This window comes from Burkholderia sp. AU27893 (assembly GCF_002223205.1).
Lineage (GTDB): Bacteria > Pseudomonadota > Gammaproteobacteria > Burkholderiales > Burkholderiaceae > Burkholderia.
Genome location: NZ_NKFD01000004.1, coordinates 49,796 through 68,154, shown reverse-complemented (window position 1 = coordinate 68,154; position 18,359 = coordinate 49,796). Strand labels below are relative to the sequence as shown.

At 67.6% G+C, this 18,359-nt stretch carries 17 protein-coding genes; 8 read left to right on the top strand and 9 right to left on the bottom strand.

Translation table 11 applies throughout. The annotated features are described in order from the left end of the window. Positions 1-12: 12 nt before the first annotated feature. Complete coding sequence (locus CFB47_RS20215) at positions 13-459, bottom strand: hypothetical protein (protein ID WP_089462067.1); 447 nt, start codon at positions 457-459, stop codon at positions 13-15. 398 nt (positions 460-857) lie between these two features. Between CFB47_RS20215 and CFB47_RS20210 the strand changes: the two genes are divergently transcribed. Further along, a complete protein-coding gene (locus CFB47_RS20210) occupies positions 858-3,041 on the top strand; it encodes a TonB-dependent siderophore receptor (protein WP_089462066.1) in 2,184 nt (727 codons plus the stop codon). 111 nt (positions 3,042-3,152) lie between these two features. On the opposite strand, the gene CFB47_RS40545 is transcribed toward CFB47_RS20210, so the two are convergent. Then, a complete protein-coding gene (locus CFB47_RS40545; RefSeq protein ID WP_143329482.1) occupies positions 3,153-3,350 on the bottom strand; it encodes a hypothetical protein in 198 nt (65 codons plus the stop codon). 183 nt (positions 3,351-3,533) lie between these two features. Between CFB47_RS40545 and CFB47_RS20205 the strand changes: the two genes are divergently transcribed. Further along, on the top strand, positions 3,534-4,736 hold the full coding sequence (locus tag CFB47_RS20205) for a multidrug effflux MFS transporter (RefSeq protein ID WP_089462065.1): 1,203 nt from the start codon (positions 3,534-3,536) through the stop codon (positions 4,734-4,736). A gap of 32 nt (positions 4,737-4,768) precedes the next feature. Here CFB47_RS20205 and CFB47_RS20200 read toward each other — a convergent pair whose 3' ends face one another. The 4 genes from CFB47_RS20200 to CFB47_RS20185 form a co-directional block, all read right to left on the bottom strand. Next, positions 4,769-5,644 carry a LysR family transcriptional regulator gene (locus CFB47_RS20200; protein ID WP_089462064.1) on the bottom strand — a complete coding sequence of 292 codons (876 nt, stop codon included), beginning with the start codon at positions 5,642-5,644 and terminating at the stop codon, positions 4,769-4,771. A 167-nt stretch (positions 5,645-5,811) separates the two neighbouring features. Beyond that, entirely contained in the window at positions 5,812-7,734 is a 1,923-nt protein-coding gene (locus CFB47_RS20195) for an SMP-30/gluconolactonase/LRE family protein (RefSeq protein WP_089462063.1), read from the bottom strand. Between the two features lie 455 nt (positions 7,735-8,189). Beyond that, the gene (locus CFB47_RS20190) at positions 8,190-8,621 is read right to left on the bottom strand and encodes a GFA family protein (RefSeq protein ID WP_089462062.1); all 432 of its coding nucleotides are present in this window, start codon (positions 8,619-8,621) and stop codon (positions 8,190-8,192) included. A 100-nt stretch (positions 8,622-8,721) separates the two neighbouring features. Beyond that, complete coding sequence (locus CFB47_RS20185; protein WP_089462061.1) at positions 8,722-9,915, bottom strand: porin; 1,194 nt, start codon at positions 9,913-9,915, stop codon at positions 8,722-8,724. Positions 9,916-10,220: 305 nt separating this feature from the next. On the opposite strand from CFB47_RS20185, the gene CFB47_RS20175 reads away from it, so the two are divergent. From CFB47_RS20175 to CFB47_RS20160, 4 genes are all read left to right on the top strand, one after another. After that, the gene (locus CFB47_RS20175; protein ID WP_089462060.1) at positions 10,221-10,853 is read left to right on the top strand and encodes a LysE family translocator; all 633 of its coding nucleotides are present in this window, start codon (positions 10,221-10,223) and stop codon (positions 10,851-10,853) included. A gap of 12 nt (positions 10,854-10,865) precedes the next feature. After that, a complete protein-coding gene (locus CFB47_RS20170; RefSeq protein WP_089463487.1) occupies positions 10,866-11,399 on the top strand; it encodes a GNAT family N-acetyltransferase in 534 nt (177 codons plus the stop codon). 111 nt (positions 11,400-11,510) lie between these two features. Continuing rightward, positions 11,511-12,245, top strand: coding sequence for a metallophosphoesterase (locus tag CFB47_RS20165; protein WP_089458872.1), 735 nt, complete (start codon positions 11,511-11,513; stop codon positions 12,243-12,245). 62 nt (positions 12,246-12,307) lie between these two features. Continuing rightward, the gene (locus tag CFB47_RS20160; protein WP_089462059.1) at positions 12,308-12,919 is read left to right on the top strand and encodes an alpha/beta fold hydrolase; all 612 of its coding nucleotides are present in this window, start codon (positions 12,308-12,310) and stop codon (positions 12,917-12,919) included. Between the two features lie 60 nt (positions 12,920-12,979). Here the strand turns inward: CFB47_RS20160 and CFB47_RS20155 are convergent, their stop codons facing one another. Continuing rightward, complete coding sequence (locus tag CFB47_RS20155; RefSeq protein WP_089462058.1) at positions 12,980-14,302, bottom strand: ATP-binding protein; 1,323 nt, start codon at positions 14,300-14,302, stop codon at positions 12,980-12,982. Continuing rightward, positions 14,299-15,039: a response regulator gene (locus CFB47_RS20150; RefSeq protein WP_089458875.1), complete on the bottom strand. Its 741-nt coding sequence runs from the start codon at positions 15,037-15,039 to the stop codon at positions 14,299-14,301. Before CFB47_RS20150 ends, CFB47_RS20155 begins: the two co-directional genes overlap by 4 nt. Before the next feature lie 227 nt (positions 15,040-15,266). Between CFB47_RS20150 and CFB47_RS20140 the strand changes: the two genes are divergently transcribed. Continuing rightward, positions 15,267-15,848: a thioredoxin family protein gene (locus CFB47_RS20140; protein ID WP_089458876.1), complete on the top strand. Its 582-nt coding sequence runs from the start codon at positions 15,267-15,269 to the stop codon at positions 15,846-15,848. 55 nt (positions 15,849-15,903) lie between these two features. Here the strand turns inward: CFB47_RS20140 and CFB47_RS20135 are convergent, their stop codons facing one another. Further along, positions 15,904-16,542: an FMN-binding negative transcriptional regulator gene (locus CFB47_RS20135; RefSeq protein ID WP_089458877.1), complete on the bottom strand. Its 639-nt coding sequence runs from the start codon at positions 16,540-16,542 to the stop codon at positions 15,904-15,906. A gap of 122 nt (positions 16,543-16,664) precedes the next feature. Between CFB47_RS20135 and CFB47_RS20130 the strand changes: the two genes are divergently transcribed. Beyond that, complete coding sequence (locus CFB47_RS20130) at positions 16,665-18,191, top strand: PLP-dependent aminotransferase family protein (protein WP_089462057.1); 1,527 nt, start codon at positions 16,665-16,667, stop codon at positions 18,189-18,191. The last annotated feature ends 168 nt before the right edge of the window (positions 18,192-18,359 follow it).

Sequence of the window (18,359 nt, the reverse complement as noted above, 5' to 3'; positions counted from 1 at the left end):
GCCGGCCCGGGGTCAGTTGGCGAGGCGGCAGTGCGAGAGCTTCAACCCCGGCAGCACCGGTGCATCGATATAGCCTTCGTTCACGCAGCTGAAGCGGAACGCCGCCGACGTGACGAACGGCTTGATCTCGCCGCCGGGGAATTTGGGCTTCAGCGCATCCTGGTCAGCCACATCGAAATGCGTGTCGAACTGTTCGCCGTCGGCCGTCAGCGCGCCGAAATAGGTGCCGCCCGGGTCGCCGCCCATCCGGATCACGGCGCCGACGAACAGGAGGCGCTTGCCGTCGTACTTCGTCTTCGCGGCGGCCATGTCCTGCGTATAAGCCTCGATCACGGCGCCGTAATGCGCGTCGATCGCAGGCTCGGTGGCCGATGCTGCGCAGGCGCTCTGGCAAACGCCCGCGAGCATCGTGCATGCCGCAAGCGCGGCCGCCGCGAACGGCGCGGAAATCTTCTTCATGGGTGGTCTCCCGTCTAGCGTGGTGGTTGAAGTGATTGAAGCCCGGTGCTTGCGCCGGACAAATTCGCTTCCGTTGGTTTAATCGTTCGAATGGCGGAACACGGCTGCGATCACTTCTCCACCCGCATGGTCGTGTGCGGTGCGCAGCGTCGCGCTGAACGCGACGTGACAGGAAGGTGACATGGTGCGGCCCCCGGCTCTCTCATTGAATTTCACTGCGTCTGATTTTGGTCGCTACGGTAGCAGACGGCCAACGGCCCGGCAACCAAGGTCCTCGTGGCGCAGCCCCCCTCATTACAATTGCAAATGATTCTCATTACATATATTATTCGCGTTCTGGTCATGCCAAACGCCGCGGCCCGCGCCCCGATCCTTAGCACTCCGTCCTGTATCGATTCATGCCATCCCGCCGAACACCCCGCCGCGCCCGGACCCTGCGTCCGTGGCGCACGAGCCTGCCTGCCCTGATCACCCTGTGCGTCGCGAGCGGCACGCATGCGTCCGCCGCCGAACGCGCTGACGACGAACCCGTCGCTGCCGCTTCCACACCCGCGCCGCCGGCCGCGCGCGAACTCCCGGCGATCAGCGTCAGCGCATCGGCAACCGCCGATCCGACGGTCGGCTATCAGCCGCGCACCACGAGCATCGCGGGCGGCGACACCCGTTCGATCAAGGAGATTCCGCAATCGGTCGCGGTGGTCAGCAGCAGCGTGATGCAGGACCAGCAGGCGCGCACGCTCGACGACGTGCTCGGCAACATCAGCGGCGTCACGCAAACGAACACGCTCGGCGGCACGCGCGATGCGTTCATCAAACGCGGCTTCGGGTCGAACAACGACGGCTCCGTGCTCGTCGACGGCGTGCGCACGCCGGTGCTGCACAGCTATCTGGCGACGATCGACCGCGTCGAAGTACTGAAGGGCCCGGCGTCGCTGCTCTACGGGATGCAGGATCCCGGCGGCGTGATCAACCTCGTCACGCGCAGGCCGGAAGACGCCTTCGGCGGCTCGATCTCGGCCTCGCGCACGAGCCACGGCGGCAGCAGCGCGACGTTCGATCTCACGGGCCCGCTCGGCAAGCCGGGCCAGGTCGCGGGCGGCACGCTCGCGTTCCGGCTGACCGGCCAGTACGACATGAGCCGCTACTGGCGCAGCTTCGGCCGCCAGCGCGACGCGCTGATCGCGCCCGCGCTGTCATGGCACGACGCGAACACGTCGATCGACGTCAGCTACCAGTACGTCGACTACACGACGCCGTTCGATCGCGGCACCGTGCTCGTGAACGGCCAGCTCGACGATGCGCTCCGCTATCGCCGCTACGAGGAAGCGTGGTCGCAGAGCACCGGCATCCAGGAAACGCTGCGTGCGCGCGTCGAGCACCGCTTCTCCGATGCATGGCGCGTGCGTGCGACCTACGGCTGGGGCCGCGATCGTTACGATCAGTACATTACCCGCGCCACCGCATTCAACAGCACCACCGGCGCACTGACGCGCTCGTCCGATGCGAATCTCGGGCGCAACGACTCCGACCAGATCGCGACGCTCGGCCTGCTCGGCAACGTGACGCTCGCCGGGATGCACCACGCGATCTACATCGGCGGCGAATACGAGCGGCAGCGCAGCTTCCGCGGCGACACGATCCGCGGCAAGGCGACGAAGGGCTTCAATCTCTACGATCCCGTGTACGACCTGCTCGCCCCGGGCGGCATACCCAACCCGAAGCAAAGCGATTCGCGCTCGGTGGTGCATGCGTATTCGACGATCGTGCAGGACTCGGTGAAGCTCACCGACCGGCTCACCGCGGTGGGCGGGCTGCGCTGGGAAAACTGGCAGCAGGAATCGGGGATGGGGCGGCCGTTCGTGTTCGCCGACCGCTCGCGCGGCACCGTGTGGCTGCCGCAGTTCGGGCTCGCGTATGCGCTCACGCCGGCGTTGACCGCCTACGCAAACGTGAGCCGCTCGTTCAAACCGAACGTCGCCACGAACGTCGCGGCGCCGCTCGCACCGGAATACGGCCGCGTGCTCGAGGCCGGGCTGAAGTTCAGCCTGAAGCCGGCGATCACCGGCACGCTCGCGGTCTACCAGATCGACAAGCGCAACGTCGCGGTCACGGTCGGCGATCTGACGTCGACGATCGGCACTGCGCGCTCGCGCGGGATCGAGCTCGACGTCGCGGGGCAGATCACGCGCCACCTGAGCGTGATCGGCAGCTACGCGTACACGAATGCGACCGATCGCGACAGCAACACGCCGCTAACCAACGTTGCGCGCCATACGGGCAGCCTCTTCGCGGTATACGACACGGCGATCGCGAACCTGCCCGGGCGCTGGCGCTTCGGCGGCGGCGCACGTCTGGTCGGCACCCGCTCCGGCGACACCGCGAACAGCTTCACACTGCCCGGCTATGTGACCGTCGACGCGTTCGCGGCGTACGAAACGACGATCGGCAAGTTCCCGACGCGCTTCCAGCTCAACGTGAAGAACCTGCTCGACAAGACCTACTACCCGTCGAGCAACAACAACCTGATCATCGCGGTCGGCGAGCCGCGGCTCGTCACGCTGACGACGACGGTGTCGTTTTGATGGGCTGATGCCCCGATGCGGGCATGGGCTGGCCGGCAAGCGGCGGCTCACCCGCAAACCCGCATCGGCGGCAGCGTTCCACGCGCGCTCAGCCATTCCCCCCTCTCCCTCTCAGCGCAGCACCCCGGCCACTTCACGACCGATCGATTGCTGCAAGCCCGTGCGCATCGCGTCGAACAACAACGCGGCGACGAAACACCGCTCTATCATCCGGCGCAACAGGAACGACGGCGAAGCGCCTCGTTGCTCTTCGCCAACACCCGCGCCAGATTCTTCTTGACCCGCATCCTGCGCAACACCCGACGCCATCCTCCGCACGCGTCCCCGGCCCCCGCTTCGCCGCCCGCAGAAATGCATCCGAGCAATGCAATTCCGCCGGCTCCAGAACCGCATCGCACGCCGTAATATCGCCTCCGGCCTTTTCCCAGGGCCGCTCAACGCGCGTCGTCACTTCGATCCGCTCGCGCGTCCCGCCCCAACCACCCAGCGACCATGTCCCACTTCTCACTCATCCTCGTCGTCTCCCTGTTGAGCGCCTTTGGCCTGATCGCGTCCGACGTCTACCTGCCCGCGATGCCGTCGATGGCCCACGCGTTTTCGATCGACGCATGGCAGATGCCGCAGACGGTATCGGTCTACCTGATCGCGCTCGCCTGTGCGCAGCTGTTCTACGGCCCGCTCTCCGATCGATGGGGACGCAAACCGGTGCTGACGGCCGGCATCCTCCTGTACATCCTGGGCTCGATCGGCTGCGCAAGCGCCGGCGGCTTCGCGAGCTTTCTCGGCTGGCGCGTGCTCGAAGCGATCGGCGCGGCGTCCGGTCTCGTCATCGGTCGCGCGATCATTGCCGACACCTGCGACAAGAACGCATCCGCGAAGGTCTACAGCATCGTGTATCCGCTCGTGTCGCTGTCTCCGGCAATCGCGCCCGCGATCGGCGGATATCTGGCGGCATGGTTCGGGTGGCGCAGCGACTTCATGTTCGTCGCCGTGTTTGGCGCAGTGGCGCTCGCGCTCGTCCAGCTTCTCCTGAAAGAAACGCGGCCGGCCGTCACACCGGGGCAACATCGCGCCATGCCGCTGGCCGGCTTCGCCGACGTGCTCGGGGATCGGGCCTTCATCCGGTACACGCTCGTCGTCTGTGCGATCTATTGCGCGTGGTTCGTCTACCTGACGCAGTCGCCATTCATCTTCTCCGGCCTGGGCCTGTCTGAACAGCAAAGCGGCTGGCTTTATCTACCGCTGACCGCCGGCATCATTGCCGCCAACATACTCTCGCGCCGCATGCTCGACCGGATCTCCTACGATGCGATCGTCGTGGCCGGCGTCGGCTGCTTCGTGGCCGGCGGCATCGCGTTCGCGCTGTGCGAGTCGTCGCACATCAAGGGCATCATCGCGATCGTGTTGCCGATGTTCGTCGTCAGCCTGTCGAACGGATCGTCGCTGTCGCTCGCCGTGTCGGGCGCCATCGCGAGCGAACACGGACGTGCGGCCACGGCGTCCGGGCTCGTCGGCTTCTTCCAGATCGGCAGTGCGTCGCTCGCGGCCACCGTGTCCAGCGGCCTGCTCGGTACCGGCAGCCATGTGCTCGCGACGGCCATCCCGTTCTTTGCGATCGTCGCGGCGGTCGCGATCGTGCCTCGCTGGTATGCCCTGCGACGCACGCTCTCGATGCGAAAAACCCTGCCGCGTTAAGCACCGGCACCGCGCCGCCGAGAGCACGACCGCTATCGATAGCGGTCGAATGAAGCAGCAATCTCGGCGGTAACGGCCCGAACGCGCGCCGTCCGGTTCAGGTCCGTATGCGACACGAGCCAAACCTGATACGGCGCGGCTCGCGTCCTGTCGGGCCAGATTCGCACGAGCGAATCATCCTCCTGCGCCATATACACCGGCAGTTCACCGATGCCGATGCCTGACCGGATCGACGTGGCCAGCATCAGGCTCGAACTCACTTGCGCAACGATGCGCCCGCGTTCCATCGACTCGCCGCACAGCGTGTCGCCCTGGTTGGACGTGATGGAAGGTTGATAGACGACCAGGTCATGCCCGTCGAAAGCCGATCCGATCGTGGGCGCGCCATGTGCATCCAGATACTCACGGCTCGCGAACAGCCCGACCTCCCACTCGGCCAGCTTCCGGCGGACGAGATCGGGGTTTTCCGGCATCACGGTTCGAATCGCGAGATCGGCATCGCGCCGGGTCAGGTTGAGCACCTGTACCGACGTCGTCAGGATCACGTGTATCGCAGGGGATTTCTGTCGCAACGACCGTATCGCGGGCACGACGAAATCCATCGCGAGGGAGTCGGTCGTCGTCACCCGGACCTCGCCTTCGAGCCGATCGTCCGAGCCGTGGACGCGACGCTCGAAGTCGCTCGCCGCCTGTTCCATTGCTTCCGCGGCCTGCAGCGAATGCCCGCCGACCTGCGTCACGACATAACCGGACGACGTCTTGAGAAACAGCTTCGCGCCCAGCACCTTTTCCAGTGCCGTCAGCCGTCGCCCCACGGTGGCCTGATCGACATCGAGCACGGCCGCGGCTTCGCGCAGTGTCCCGGTGCGATGAACGGCCAGAAAAACGCGGGCATCGTCCCAGTTCATGAATGACGCTCTCTCTCGGTAAGGCAGGGTTGTATTGGTTGGCCGCAATTATACAAGTCGCCTTACTCACCCGATTTCAATAATCAGGTTTCCATATCAATAGGTTGAAATCGTTCGACAAGCGCAAAATCCAGGCCGTGCCGTACGCGACCGCACGGCCTGCACATTCACGGATGCCAGCGATACACGATCATGCTCGTGCCGTTGTAGTTGTCCTTCGTGATCACGTATTCGCCGGTCGAGCGCAGGTACGCGCGGATCCCGTACATCGAATCGACGTCGTTGCCGACGTCCATCGCCGACGTGTTCGAGTTGGCCAGCGTCGTCACGAGCGCGCCGGTGTTGAGATCGAACACGTCGACATTCGGCACCGTGTGCACGTAGCCGACGAACAGGTAGTGGCCGGCCGCCGCGATCGATTTCGGGTTCGCGCTCGTCAGGTTGATCACCGGGTTCGGTGCGGTCGTATTGCCGTTCTTCCAGCCGTGATACACCTCGATGTGCCCGTTCATCGCGGTCCAGTCCCAGTTGTTCGCGAGACCCTGCGCGAGGATCATCGTGTCGCTGTCCGCCTGGTAGATGATCCGCGTCGTCGGCGCCACGGTGCTCGGCACCGGCGTCGTCACCGGCTTGCCCCACGACGGCTTGCCGGTCGCATCGAAGCCCGTCATCGGGTAGCGGGTAATCGCGTTGGAGCCGTTCAGCCCGGCCCACACGTCGCCGTTGCCGTCGATGTCGAAACCGGTCGTGACCTGCAGCGTCGTGTTGAACGGCTTGCCCGGCAGCGAGCCGGCCGGGTTCGCGATGTAGCCGGTCGCCGGCGTGAAGTAATAGAAATTGAAGTTGCCGGGGTTCTGGCCCGACGCGACGAGAATCCGGTTGCCGCCCACCATCACGAGCTGGCCGAAATGCTGGCCGCGCTGGTAGTCGTTCATGTCGAGGCGCGGGTCCTTCGGATAGGTGAACGGGTCGACCGTGTTCGCGACGAACGTGCCGCCCGCCGAGCCCGTATACACGTTGTTGCCGCTGTAGAAGAACGCGCCGTCGGTCGCCGGGTCGGGCGCGGCGATCGCCTCGAAGTTCAGCGCCTGCAGCTTCCATTGCAGCGCGCCCGTCGGGCTGTACGCATGAAGATCGGTGCTGCCGTTGCGCCCGAGATCCCAGCCGCCGCCCCATGCGTTGTTGAGCACGTACAGGTTGCCGCCCGAATCCTTGCCGATGCCGACCACGCGCGTGAAGCGCTTGTCGCCCACCTGCCCCTTGATGCCCGAGGTCGTGTCGAGATAGCCGCCCTGCACGCCGAACGTGCCGATCTGCTGCGGCAGCCCGGCGAGGCTGTAGAGCTTGATGTTCATGTCCGGGCCCTGGTCGCCCACCAGCAATTGCCCCGTCGACGCGTCGAAATACAGCGCCGACGGCCGCGCGCCGGCCGCCATCTGGATCGTGTTCAGTAGCGTGCCGGTCGCGCTGTACTGCACGACCACGCCCGCGCTCATGCGCGCGACCCACAGGTTGCCCGCCGCATCGAGCGCCAGCGCCCCGGGCCCGGTCACGCCGATGTCGCGCTGCCAGACGCCGTCGGTCGTATAGACGCGCACGCGGTTGCCGTAGAAGTCGCTCGCGTACAGCAGGTTGCCGGCCGTCGCGAGGCCGGTGATCACGTCCGGGTTCTGGAGGCCCGTCCACGTGCTGACCGGGATACGCAGGTCGCGTTTGTTCGTACTGCGATCGTAGCGGCCGACGGAGCCACTGCCGAAGGTGCGGTTGTAGCCGAGCGCGACGAAGATCGACGTCGCGTTGCCGGTAATCGCGCCGCCCTGGAATTCGTCGTGGATACCGATCGTGCCCATTGTCTGGCCGTTCTGGTAGAGCGCGACGCCGCCCGCGTTCTCGTCCCAGCGCGACGACGTGTAGATCACGCCCTCGGGCGCAACCCACATCGAGCGCGCGGCGTTGCCGACGTGCTGGGCCAGCGTGCCGTACGTGTTCGCGAGCCAGTCGGTCGAGTATTGCACCTGCGCGTGGCTCGCCGGCGCCAGCATTGCCATGCACATTCCCAGCAACGCCGCCCGAATTTGTTTCATTGACATGAATAATGCTCCCGAACGTTCAATGGTCGACACTGTAAATCGCGGCACGTGAAATATTGGTGATTCCGGCTAAAGCACATTCGCCGCCATCCCGAATTATTCACTCCGTGCTTTTTGCCGTCCGGCGCTTTTCCGTCAACGATGGTCAAACCCGCTCACCGCGCCGCAGCAGCTTGCCGGGCGCATGGTTTCGGCGCCTTTTTCCCCGGCATTTTCTTCCGGCTCACTCAATGCGAATGCGTCATTTTTCCTGAAACGCCCGCATGGTCTTTTTCATTCCCCGGAAATGGGCCAAATGATTACAAATCGAAATTGAAATGAAAGAGAAAAAATAATATCCGGCGCGATCGCGTTGTCGCGATTCGGCACGGCGGCATGCGGTGAGAAGAAAGGGAGAACAGGGAAAAGACAGGCAACACCGCGCGCCGGCCATGCCGGCACGCGGTCGCGATCATTCAGTTCGCTTCGTCGAGCGTCGGACCGTCCCACCCGTCGAGGAATTTCGGCAGCATATCGACGACGTCGATCACGCGGTGCCGGTAGAACAAGTGCATCGTCGGCTGCAGGTCGCCGGGCAGTTGCCCGCCGTGCGCACGCGCGGCCAGGCTGTTCGGCACGACGCGCATGCCGAGCCGGTTGGTGCCGAACACGATCTCGCCACACGACGCGCAGTACGTGCGCGACATCGACTTCGCGGGATGCGGGAACGTCGCGCTTTCGCCTTCGACGTCAACCTGCCCGGGCGGCCACGCGGTCGCCGACAGCACCGGCGTGCCGTAGAAATCGCGACAGGTCGCGCAATGGCAGTTCGCGCGCGCCGCCGGCTCGCCGCGCAGCGTCACGGTGACGGTTCCGCACAGGCAACTCGCGGAATGCGTTCGGGTCATGTCGTCTCCTCCAGGAAAGGAGGCGACAGTATAGAAGCCTGCATGCAACGTTGCCGGCATCGACTGCGGGCAACGTTGCGGTCGCAACGATCGCTTTACGTCAGAACTTCTGGCGCAGGCCGAGGCTGACGATGGCCTGCGAGCGGGAATCGGACGAGTGGCCGTTCGCCTTGTCCGACACCGACGCGGTCGCGGCTACCGGCCGGCCGAGCGCGTCGAGCGTCATGCCCGATGCATGCTGGTACGCGCCGAGCAGGTACACGCTGGTGCGCTTCGACAGGTCATACACGGCGCCGAGCGTGACGTTGTGATACTGCGCGCGGTCGTCCACGCCGTCGACATCGCTGCCGCGCGTGTAGCTGTAGCCCGCGAACAGTTGCGTCTGCGGGCGCACGTTCCAGCGCGTGAACACGCCCGCGACGTTGAACGTCGCGTGGCCCGTGAACAGCGACTGGCCGCCGCTGCGGTACTGCACGTTGCTGTAGTTCACGCCGACGACGGCCGGCCCGAAGTCGTACGTCGCGCCGGTCGCGATGACCTGCTGCGATTGCGCGCTCGCGTAGCCTTCGTTGATCGACGAATTGAACAGCCCGTCGTCGGTGCTCTGCCACTTGCCGGCCGTCGGGTCGGTCGCGCCCGTCTTGCTGTTGTCCGACCGCTCGTAACCGACGCCGACGCGCAGCGGGCCCGCCGCATATGCCGCGCCGACGCTCCACGTGTTGCGCTGCTTCATGCTGCCCGGCTGGCTGCCGAAGCCGTACAGCGCGCCGAACGTGAAGCCCGAGTAGCTGACGCTCGTGTACTTGATCGAGCTGTCGACCCGCGCGGTCTGGTCGAGGTCGTCGATGTCGCCCGGGTGCGCGCCGAAGCCGCCGATGAACGACGACGGGCCGACCGGGCTCACGAAATCGTCGAGCGACGTGTACTGGCGGCCGAGCGTGACCGTGCCGTAGCGGTCGCTGCCGAGGCCGACGAACGCCTGGCGGCCGAACTGTCGGCCACCCTGCCCCGACGTGCCGTTCGTGATGTCGAAGCCGTTCTCGAGGACGAACAGCGCGCGCATCCCGCCGCCGAGATCCTCGGAACCCTTGATCCCCCAGCGGCTGCCGGACAGATTGCCGGTCGTGAGTCCGACACTCGAATGGCCGGTGTACGCGCCCGCGGAGCCGACTCGCTCGTTGCTGCGATAGGTCACCCCCGCATCGACGATGCCGTACAGCGTGACGGAGCTTTGCGCGGCGGCGATGCCCGCGAGCGAGAGCAGCAGCGGGGCTGCGATCAGTTGCTTGTTCATGATTGTCGTGTCTCCGGGCGTTGAACCCGTTGTTCTGGCTGTCAGTTGCGAGCAGCGCGCGGGCGGCGAGATGTGCCGGCGGTGCGAGGCCGGCCGCGTCCGCGCGCGACGACGCGGCGGGCGTGCCCACTGCGGCCGCCATGGTAGATGGAACCGGTTCCCGTCGAAAGCACAATAATGAAAACAGTTTCTTGCCAAAATCGAGATAGTCGCGCAGCCGGCCGTGTGCGCAGCGCGTCGCACCTGTACAGCCCGGGCGGGCGCAACCGATAATCGAACGCGCGCCATCCACCGGGAGTGCCTTCATGCATGAGACGACCTTGCTGATCTTCGCCGCTGTCGCGTTCGTCGGTATCGCGACACCCGGCCCGACCGTGCTGCTCGCGCTGACCAACGGCTCGTGCTACGGTGTGCGCCGCGCGGCCTACGGCTTCGCGGGCGCGATGCTGTCCGACTTCGTGCTGATCGTCGCGGTCGCGCTCGGCCTCGGCGCGCTGCTGATGGCGTCGGTGTTCTGGTTCTCGGTGGTGAAGTGGCTCGGCGCCGCGTATCTCGCTTACGTCGGCATCCGGCTGCTGATGTCGAAGGGGTCGCTCGACGTCGCCGCCGCGCACGGTGGCGACACTTCCGGGCGCAACGCGTCGATCTTCGCGAAGAGTTTCCTCACGGCGGTGACCAACCCGAAGGGCTATCTGTTCTTCTCCGCCTTCCTGCCGCAGTTCCTGGATCCGTCCGCGCCGCTCGCGCCGCAATACGTCGCGCTCGCGGTCACGTTCGCGCTGCTCGACGGGGTCGTGATGTTCGGCTACGCGCTGCTCGGCGCACGCGCGGTGCGGTTGCTGAAGCGCGCGGGGGCGCTGTGGCTCGAACGCACGTGCGGCGCGATGCTGCTCGCGCTCGCCGGGTCGCTGGCGCTGTATCGGCGTCATTCAGCATAGGCGCGGATGCGGATGCGAGTCGCTGCGCCGCCCCGCTCCGGCTTTCCCGGCCTGTCGCTCCGCCAGATCGAACGCGCCGACCTCGGCGCGTGGCACGCATACCTGACGAACCCCGACGTCTACCGCCATACGAGCTGGAACCTGCGCTCGCCCGACGATCTGCTGCCGCTGTTCGACGCCATCGATTCGACGGACCCCGATTCGATCCGGCGTCTCGCCGTGATCGACGACGCATCGGGCGCGCTCGCCGGGACGATCGGCCTGCATACCGTCTCGACCACGAACCGCTCGGCGGAAATCGCTTACGATCTCGCGCCGTCGCACTGGGGGCGCGGGATCGCGAGCGCGCTGTGTACGTCCGTCACCGAGTGGGCATTCGCCGAGGGCTTCATGCGCATGCAGGCCGTCGTGCTGACCAGCAACGCAGGCTCCGCGCGCGTGCTGCAGAAATGCGGCTACCGCTACGAAGGGCTGTTGCGCGCGTACAAGATGGTGCGCGGCACGCCGGGCGATTTCGCGATGTACGCGCGCCTCGCGACCGACTGACACACCAATCGCGGCGTCACGTCAAACCGATCACCGCGTCGCATGCGCGCGCCATTGGACGGCCTGCGCCGAATTGGCGACAATCGCCGTTCCCTTCCTCGCCGATCCGCCATGAAAATCGCCGCGCTGTCCGACATCCACGGCAACCTCGCCGCACTCGACGCAGTGCTCGACGACATCCGCCGCCGCGGCGCCGACGTCATCGTCAATCTCGGCGACATCCTGTCCGGCGCGCTCCATCCGCCCGAAACGGCCGACCGCCTGATCGCGCTCGACCTGCCGACCATCAAGGGCAATCACGAACGGCAACTGCTCACCGGCGATCGCGAGTCGATGCGGCTGTCGGATCGCTGGGCGCACGACACGCTGCGCGCCGATCATCTGGAATGGATCGCCGCGCTGCCCGAACGCATGACGCTCGGCGACGATGTGCTGATGGTGCACGGCACGCCCGACAGCGACCTCGTCTATTTCCTCGAAACGGTCACGCCCGACGGCTGCCGCGCGGCCACGCCCGATGAAATCGCGCAGCGCGCGGGCGACGAACCGGCATCGCTGATCCTGTGCGGCCACACGCATATCCCGCGGACGGCGAAGCTCGACGACGGCCGGCTGATCGTCAACCCGGGCAGCGTCGGGCTGCAGGCCTACACGGACGACCTGCCGCATCCGCACCGCATCGAGACAGGCTCGCCGCATGCGCGCTACGCGATGGTGTCGCGCACGGCCGCCGGCTGGAACGTCGAATTCCATGCGGTCGAATACGACTGGCACACGGCGGCCGCCACCGCGGCAACGCGCGGACGCGACGACTGGACCGTCGCGCTGCGCACCGGCCGGTGCTGATGCGCCCGGCTCACGTCGCGCGCCCTTCCGCTTCACTTCACTCACCGGGAAACCGCACCGCCATGCCCGTTCCGTCGCAACTGCTCTTCCTGCCCGGCGCATCGGGCAGCACCGCTTTCTGGCAACCGCTCGCCGGCCTTCTCACGCATCCGGCCGAGCGCCGCATCGTCGGCTACCCGGGCTTCGGCGACACGCCGCCCGATCCGGCCGTCGACGATTTCGACAGCCTCGTGCGTCATGTGCTGGAAACGATCGACCGGCCGACCGCCGTGATCGCGCAGTCGATGGGCGGCGTGATCGCGATGCGCGCGGCGCTCGACAAGCCCGCACTGATCACGCACCTCGTGCTGACGGTCACGTCCGGCGGCCTCGACATGGCCGGGCTCGGCGCGCAGGACTGGCGCACCGGTTTCGCGGAAGCGAACCCGCAGCTTCCCGACTGGTTCCTGACGTTCCGTGCCGACCTGTCGCAGGAGATCGGGCGCATCGCACAGCCGACGCTGCTGCTGTGGGGCGACGACGATCCGATCAGCCCCGTCGCGGCCGGCCGGCGCCTGCTCGAACGGTTGCCCGACGCGCAACTGCATGTCGTGCCGGGCGGCCGGCACGATCTCGCGGCCGTGCATGCAACGACGCTCGCGCCGCTCGTCGATGCGCATCTGCAGCGCGGGTGACGTCGCGCGCGTCGGCTTCAGCACCAACCTGAACCCGCGGCGCTCACACGCCGCACGCTGTCACCCCGCATTCCTCAACGTCAGCCGCGCCTCGAGCCCGCCACCGTCCGCCCGGTTGCTGAGCGTGAGCGTGCCGCCCATCGCCAGCGCGAGCTGCCGCGCGATCGCTAGGCCGAGCCCCGTGCCGCCCGTCTCGCGGTTGCGCGACGTCTCCACGCGCCGGAACGGCTCGAACACCGCGTCGAGCTGATCGTCCGGAATGCCGGGCCCGCGGTCGAGCACGGCGATCACCGCGCCGCCGTCCGGCGCGGCGTGCACGTCGATCTCGGCCGCGCCCGCGAACTTCAGCGCGTTGTCGACGAGGTTGCCGACGATGCGGCGCAGCGCCTTCGGCCGCGTGACGAGCGCGAGCGGTGCGCGGCTGTGCAGCGCGACATCCTGCCCCGCATCCGTGTAGTCGCACACGATACTGTCGAGCAGCGCATCGAGATCGATACGGCGCGCGGCCTCCTCGTTGCCGTGCAGCGTCCGCGCGTACGCGACGCCCTCCTTCACCAGATGCTCCATCTCGAGCAGGTCCTGGCGCAGCTTCGCGCCCTGCGCGTCGTCCTCCATCATGTCGGCGCGCAAGCGCATCCGCGTGATCGGCGTCTGCAGGTCGTGCGAGATCGACGCGAGGATCTGCATGCGCTCGGCCATGTACTGCGCGATGCGATCCTGCATCGCGTTGAACGCGCGGGCGGCGCGCGCGACTTCCGACGGCCCGCCCTCGTTCAGCCGCTCGCCCTTCAGGTCGGGGCCGAGCGCATCGGCGGCCTGCGCGAGCTGCTTGAGCGGCCGTGTCGCGAGCCGCACCGCGAGCCAGCAGCACGCGGCCAGCACCGCCAGCTGCAGCACGAGCACGACCGGCAGCCAGCCCGACAGCGGCACCGTCGACATCGGATGGATGTCGATCGTCAGCGGCGACCCGTCGGTCAGGCGCAGATGCACCTGCAGATGTTCGCGGTCACCGGGAATCGCGTTCGCGGTCAGCGGGTAGTCGCCGCCGATGCCGTCGGAAATCGAGCGCTCGACGCGCGCCGACAACCGCGCTTCCGGCGGCGTGCCGGTCTCGCCGGGGCCGAGGATGAACGCGTAGCTGCGCCGTGCGAGACGCGGCAGCCACGCGGCGCGCTCGGCGGGCGGCAGGTGGTCGAGCAACGCGACCGAGCTCGCGACCTCGCGCTCGATGTAGCCCATCATCAGGTTGGTGGTCGCCTGGTCGCGCTCGGTCACGGTGAGCCAGAACGACAGCGTCTGCGCGAGCGCGAGGCCCACGCACAGGATCAGCGCGAGCCGCGCGAACAGCGAGCGCGGCCAGTGCCACGGGGTGCGCGCGCTCATGACGTACCGTCGACGGCGGTCACGGCCGACGAGAACACATAGCCCTCGTTGCGCAGCGTCTTGATGTAGCGCGGTTCGCGCGCGCCGTCGCGCAGCCGCTGGCGCAGCCGGCTCACGAGCAGGTCGATCGACCGGTCGAACGGATCGGACTGCCGACCCTGCGTGAGATTGAGCAACTGGTCGCGCGTCAGCACGCGTTGCGGGTTGTCGAGGAACACGCGCAGCAGCCGGTATTCGGCGCCGCTCAGCGCGACCAGCGTGCCTTCCGCATCGAGCAGGTGGCGCCCGGTCGTGTCGAGCCGCCATTCTCCGAACGCGAGCATCTCAGCCGTTTCCGTCACTTGCATGCCGGGCGGCAGCATGCGCGCGCGGCGCAGCACCGAGCGGATCCGCGCGAGCAGTTCGCGCACCGCGAACGGCTTGGCCAGGTAATCGTCGGCGCCCATCTCGAGGCCGATGATGCGGTCGGTTTCCTCGCCGCGCGCGGTCAGCATCAGCACGGGCACCGTGCGGAACTTGCCGGCGCGCAGGTCGCGGCACAGCGTGAGGCCATCCTCGCCCGGCATCATCAGGTCGAGCACGATCAGGTCGGGCGCGCCGTCGTCCAGCACGTTGCGCATCTCGCGGCCGTTCGCGGCCAGCGACACGCGCATGCCGTTCTTCTCCAGGTAATCCGCGATCAGTTCGCGGATCGCGCGGTCGTCGTCGACGATCAGCACGTGGTCGATCTTGTCCATGGGTCGTGGTCGGTGTCGAGGTAGTCGGGCAGGTGATGTCCGCTTTTATACCGCACGGCGGGCATCCGTTTGTATCCCAATGTATCGCGCCGCCGCGACGACACACAACATTGCACACGCGTGGCTCGCCGGACACATCGCAGATACGTCGGCGCCGCTTAATGGGGCCTGTCGAAACCCGTCCGGCCGCCGCCACCGCGCGGCGGCCTCTCGCTCAGGAGAACGCCATGCTGCCCCGACTCAAGATCGCCGCCCTCGTCTTCGCCCTTGCCGCCACGGCCGGGCTCGCCGCCTTCGCGGGCACCCGCGACGACGCCGGCATGCCGACTTCGCAGGCCGGCATGTCCGCGCCCGATTTCACCGGCATCGACCGCTGGCACAACAGCGCGCCGCTGACGCTCGGCCAGTTGCGCGGCAAGGTCGTGCTCGTCGACTTCTGGACGTACTCGTGCATCAACTGCATTCATACGATTCCGTACGTGAAGGAGTGGGACCGGAAGTATCGCGACCAGGGGCTCGTCGTGGTCGGCGTGCATACACCCGAGTATCCGTTCGAGCGCGACGCGGGCAACGTCGCCGATGCGATCAAGCGCTTCGGCATCCAGTATCCGGTCGCGCAGGACAACCGCTACGACACGTGGCGCGCGTACGGCAACCAGTACTGGCCCGCGCTGTACCTGATCGACGCGAGCGGAAAGGTCGTCTATACGCGCTATGGCGAGGGCGAGTACGACAAGACCGACGCCGCGATTCGCGGCGCGCTCGCGCAGGCCGGTGAAGGCGCGAAGGGCGCGACCCGCACGCAGTGACGGGCCGGCGCGCGGGCGCGGCGCTTGCCCGCGCTTGCCTGCCCGTCGCGAGCGCTCACCCGCGCTTCGCGTCGGCCGCCTCGATCATCGCTTCCCCGATCGCGAGGTTGCCGTTCGCGACCAGCGCGTCGCCGGCGCCGCGGATATCGGCCTCGTCCTTGTTCTGCCCGAGCTTGCGCTTGCCGACGAGCCGCGTGATCTCGATCTGCAGCCCGACGATCGCCTGCAGCATCGCGTCGAGATAATCCGCCGGCGCGTCGCCCATCTTCCACGGCACCGGCTGCGACGCCTCGTGCGTGCGCGTCAGCCGGGCGACCACGCCACGCACGAACTTCGCGTCGTCGCGCACCGTGATGCGGCCGTGCGCATGCACGACCACGTAGTTCCACGTCGGCACCTGCCGGTGCGCGACATGCTTGCTCGGATACCAGGTCGGCGAGATATACGCGTCGCCCGCACGGAAGATCACGAGCACCTCGTCGCCGTTCGCGACGTCCTGCCAGACCGGATTCGCGCGCGAGACGTGCGCGTGCAGTTCGCCGAGCCCGCCGTCGCCGGGCAGCAGCTCGAACGGGATGTGATTCGCGTCGAGCCCGCTCTTGCCGTGCGTGATCAGGCTGCCGAACGGATGCTGCACGATCAGCTCGCGCAGCGCGTCGGGGTTGGGCTCGTTGAAATCGGCGGGGACGTACATGGCGGCTCCACGGTCATGCGGGGTGGGAATGGATCGGGCGCTGGCCCGTTATGCGCCGATTGTGGCGCCAAACTGGTTTATGCTGTAGAGCCAGTTTGAAACAATTTCAGTAGACCAGAATCATGGCAAGAACGGCCCGGAACGTCGACATCCCGTCGCTCGGCGCGCTCGATCGTGCGGCCGGCGACCTGAGCCGCCAGCTCGCGCAGGCGCTGCGCGACGCCGTGCGGCGCGGCGACGTCCGCCCGGGTGACGCGCTGCCGTCCACACGGCTGCTCGCCGCGTCGCTGCAGGTGGCGCGCGGCACCGTCGTCGATGCTTATGCGCAGCTCATCGCCGAAGGCTTTCTCGAATCGCGCGGCGGCGCGGGCACGCGGGTCGCGAGCGCGCTCGCGCTCGCCGAGCCGCCGCCCGTCAACGCGCCCGTCAACGCGCCCGAGCCGCCTGCCCGGCGCCGACCGCCGGCGCATACCGGCCTCCCCGAGCCGGCCGCCACCTTCGCGCGAATCGCCGGCGAATTCCGTCCGCTGCCGGCCATGCCGTTCGCGATCTCGGTGCCGATCGGCCTCACCGCGCCCGACGACATCTGGCGCAGGCTCGGCAACCGCCTGCGCGCACGCGGCGCCGGCGCACCGTCCGGCTATGCCGATCCGCAAGGCGCGCTGCCGCTGCGCGAAGCGATCGCCGACTACGTGCGCCGCTCGCGCTCGGTGCGCTGCCATGCCGACCAGGTCGTGATCACGAGCGGCACGCAGCAGGGGCTGCATCTCGCGAGCCAGGTGCTGCTCGGCGCGGGCGATCAGGCGTGGGTCGAGAATCCGGCCTATCGCGGCATCACCGCGCTGCTCGACAGCACCGGGCGGCGCGACGCGATGGTGCGGGTGCCGGTCGACGCCGACGGAATCGACGTCGACGCCGGCATCCGTCTCGCGCCGCATGCGCGGGTCGCGTTCGTCACGCCGTCGCACCAGTATCCGCTCGGCATGCCGCTCAACATGGCGCGGCGCAATGCGCTGCTCGCCTGGGCGCGTGCGCAACGCGCGTGGGTGGTCGAGGACGATTACGATAGCGAGCTGCGCTACGAAGGCCATCCGTTCCCGTCGCTGCAAGGGCTCGACCCCGACCTCGTGATCTATCTCGGCACGTTCAGCAAGATCCTGTTTCCATCGCTGCGGCTCGGCTACGTGATCGCGCCCGACGATCTCGTGCCCGCGTTCTGCGGCGCCCGCGTGCTGATGGATCGTCATGTGCCGACCGCCGACCAGCACGTGCTGGCCGCGTTCATCGCGGAAGGCCACCTCGACCGCCACATCCGCCGCGTGTGCGGCGTGTATGCGGAACAGCGCGCGCTGCTGATCGACACGCTCGGTGCGCGGCTGCCGCGCGAACGCGCGTGGGTGCAGCCGGGCGATCAGGGCATGCACGTCGTGTTGTGGCTCGCGGAAGGGATCGACGATCTCGACGTGGTCGAGCGCGCCGCGCAAGCCGGCGTCGCGGTGCGCGCGGTGTCGCCGATGTTCGCGCCGGGCACGGCCCGCCCGGGGCTCGTGCTCGGCTTCGGCGGGTTCGGCCGCGCGCAGATGGAAGCGGCCGCGCAGCGGCTCGCGGAGGTGGTCGCCATGGCCGCCGACGGGGCCGTGCCACGCTGACCAGACGGCTTCGGGCGCGGGCGGCGCCGGCCGCGATTCGTCGGGAGAATCGCGCCACGCCGCGCCGTAAAAGGTTGTCGGCGGGCAACAAACGTAATCGTCTGTAAATCCTGCAAGCAAACGGCCGTTTTGGCGGGCGTCGCACGCGTGCCGTTTGCTAGGATCGCG

Excerpts from the sequence above, each read along its gene's own strand:
- CFB47_RS20215 (WP_089462067.1), bottom strand. The coding sequence starts at position 459 with ATGAAGAAGATTTCCGCGCCGTTCGCGGCGGCCGCGCTTGCGGCATGC.
- CFB47_RS20210 (WP_089462066.1), top strand. The coding sequence starts at position 858 with ATGCCATCCCGCCGAACACCCCGCCGCGCCCGGACCCTGCGTCCGTGG.
- CFB47_RS40545 (WP_143329482.1), bottom strand. The coding sequence starts at position 3,350 with ATGGCGTCGGGTGTTGCGCAGGATGCGGGTCAAGAAGAATCTGGCGCG.
- CFB47_RS20205 (WP_089462065.1), top strand. The coding sequence starts at position 3,534 with ATGTCCCACTTCTCACTCATCCTCGTCGTCTCCCTGTTGAGCGCCTTT.
- CFB47_RS20200 (WP_089462064.1), bottom strand. The coding sequence starts at position 5,644 with ATGAACTGGGACGATGCCCGCGTTTTTCTGGCCGTTCATCGCACCGGG.
- CFB47_RS20195 (WP_089462063.1), bottom strand. The coding sequence starts at position 7,734 with ATGTCAATGAAACAAATTCGGGCGGCGTTGCTGGGAATGTGCATGGCA.
- CFB47_RS20190 (WP_089462062.1), bottom strand. The coding sequence starts at position 8,621 with ATGACCCGAACGCATTCCGCGAGTTGCCTGTGCGGAACCGTCACCGTG.
- CFB47_RS20185 (WP_089462061.1), bottom strand. The coding sequence starts at position 9,915 with ATGAACAAGCAACTGATCGCAGCCCCGCTGCTGCTCTCGCTCGCGGGC.
- CFB47_RS20175 (WP_089462060.1), top strand. The coding sequence starts at position 10,221 with ATGCATGAGACGACCTTGCTGATCTTCGCCGCTGTCGCGTTCGTCGGT.
- CFB47_RS20170 (WP_089463487.1), top strand. The coding sequence starts at position 10,866 with ATGCGAGTCGCTGCGCCGCCCCGCTCCGGCTTTCCCGGCCTGTCGCTC.
- CFB47_RS20165 (WP_089458872.1), top strand. The coding sequence starts at position 11,511 with ATGAAAATCGCCGCGCTGTCCGACATCCACGGCAACCTCGCCGCACTC.
- CFB47_RS20160 (WP_089462059.1), top strand. The coding sequence starts at position 12,308 with ATGCCCGTTCCGTCGCAACTGCTCTTCCTGCCCGGCGCATCGGGCAGC.
- CFB47_RS20155 (WP_089462058.1), bottom strand. The coding sequence starts at position 14,302 with ATGAGCGCGCGCACCCCGTGGCACTGGCCGCGCTCGCTGTTCGCGCGG.
- CFB47_RS20150 (WP_089458875.1), bottom strand. The coding sequence starts at position 15,039 with ATGGACAAGATCGACCACGTGCTGATCGTCGACGACGACCGCGCGATC.
- CFB47_RS20140 (WP_089458876.1), top strand. The coding sequence starts at position 15,267 with ATGCTGCCCCGACTCAAGATCGCCGCCCTCGTCTTCGCCCTTGCCGCC.
- CFB47_RS20135 (WP_089458877.1), bottom strand. The coding sequence starts at position 16,542 with ATGTACGTCCCCGCCGATTTCAACGAGCCCAACCCCGACGCGCTGCGC.
- CFB47_RS20130 (WP_089462057.1), top strand. The coding sequence starts at position 16,665 with ATGGCAAGAACGGCCCGGAACGTCGACATCCCGTCGCTCGGCGCGCTC.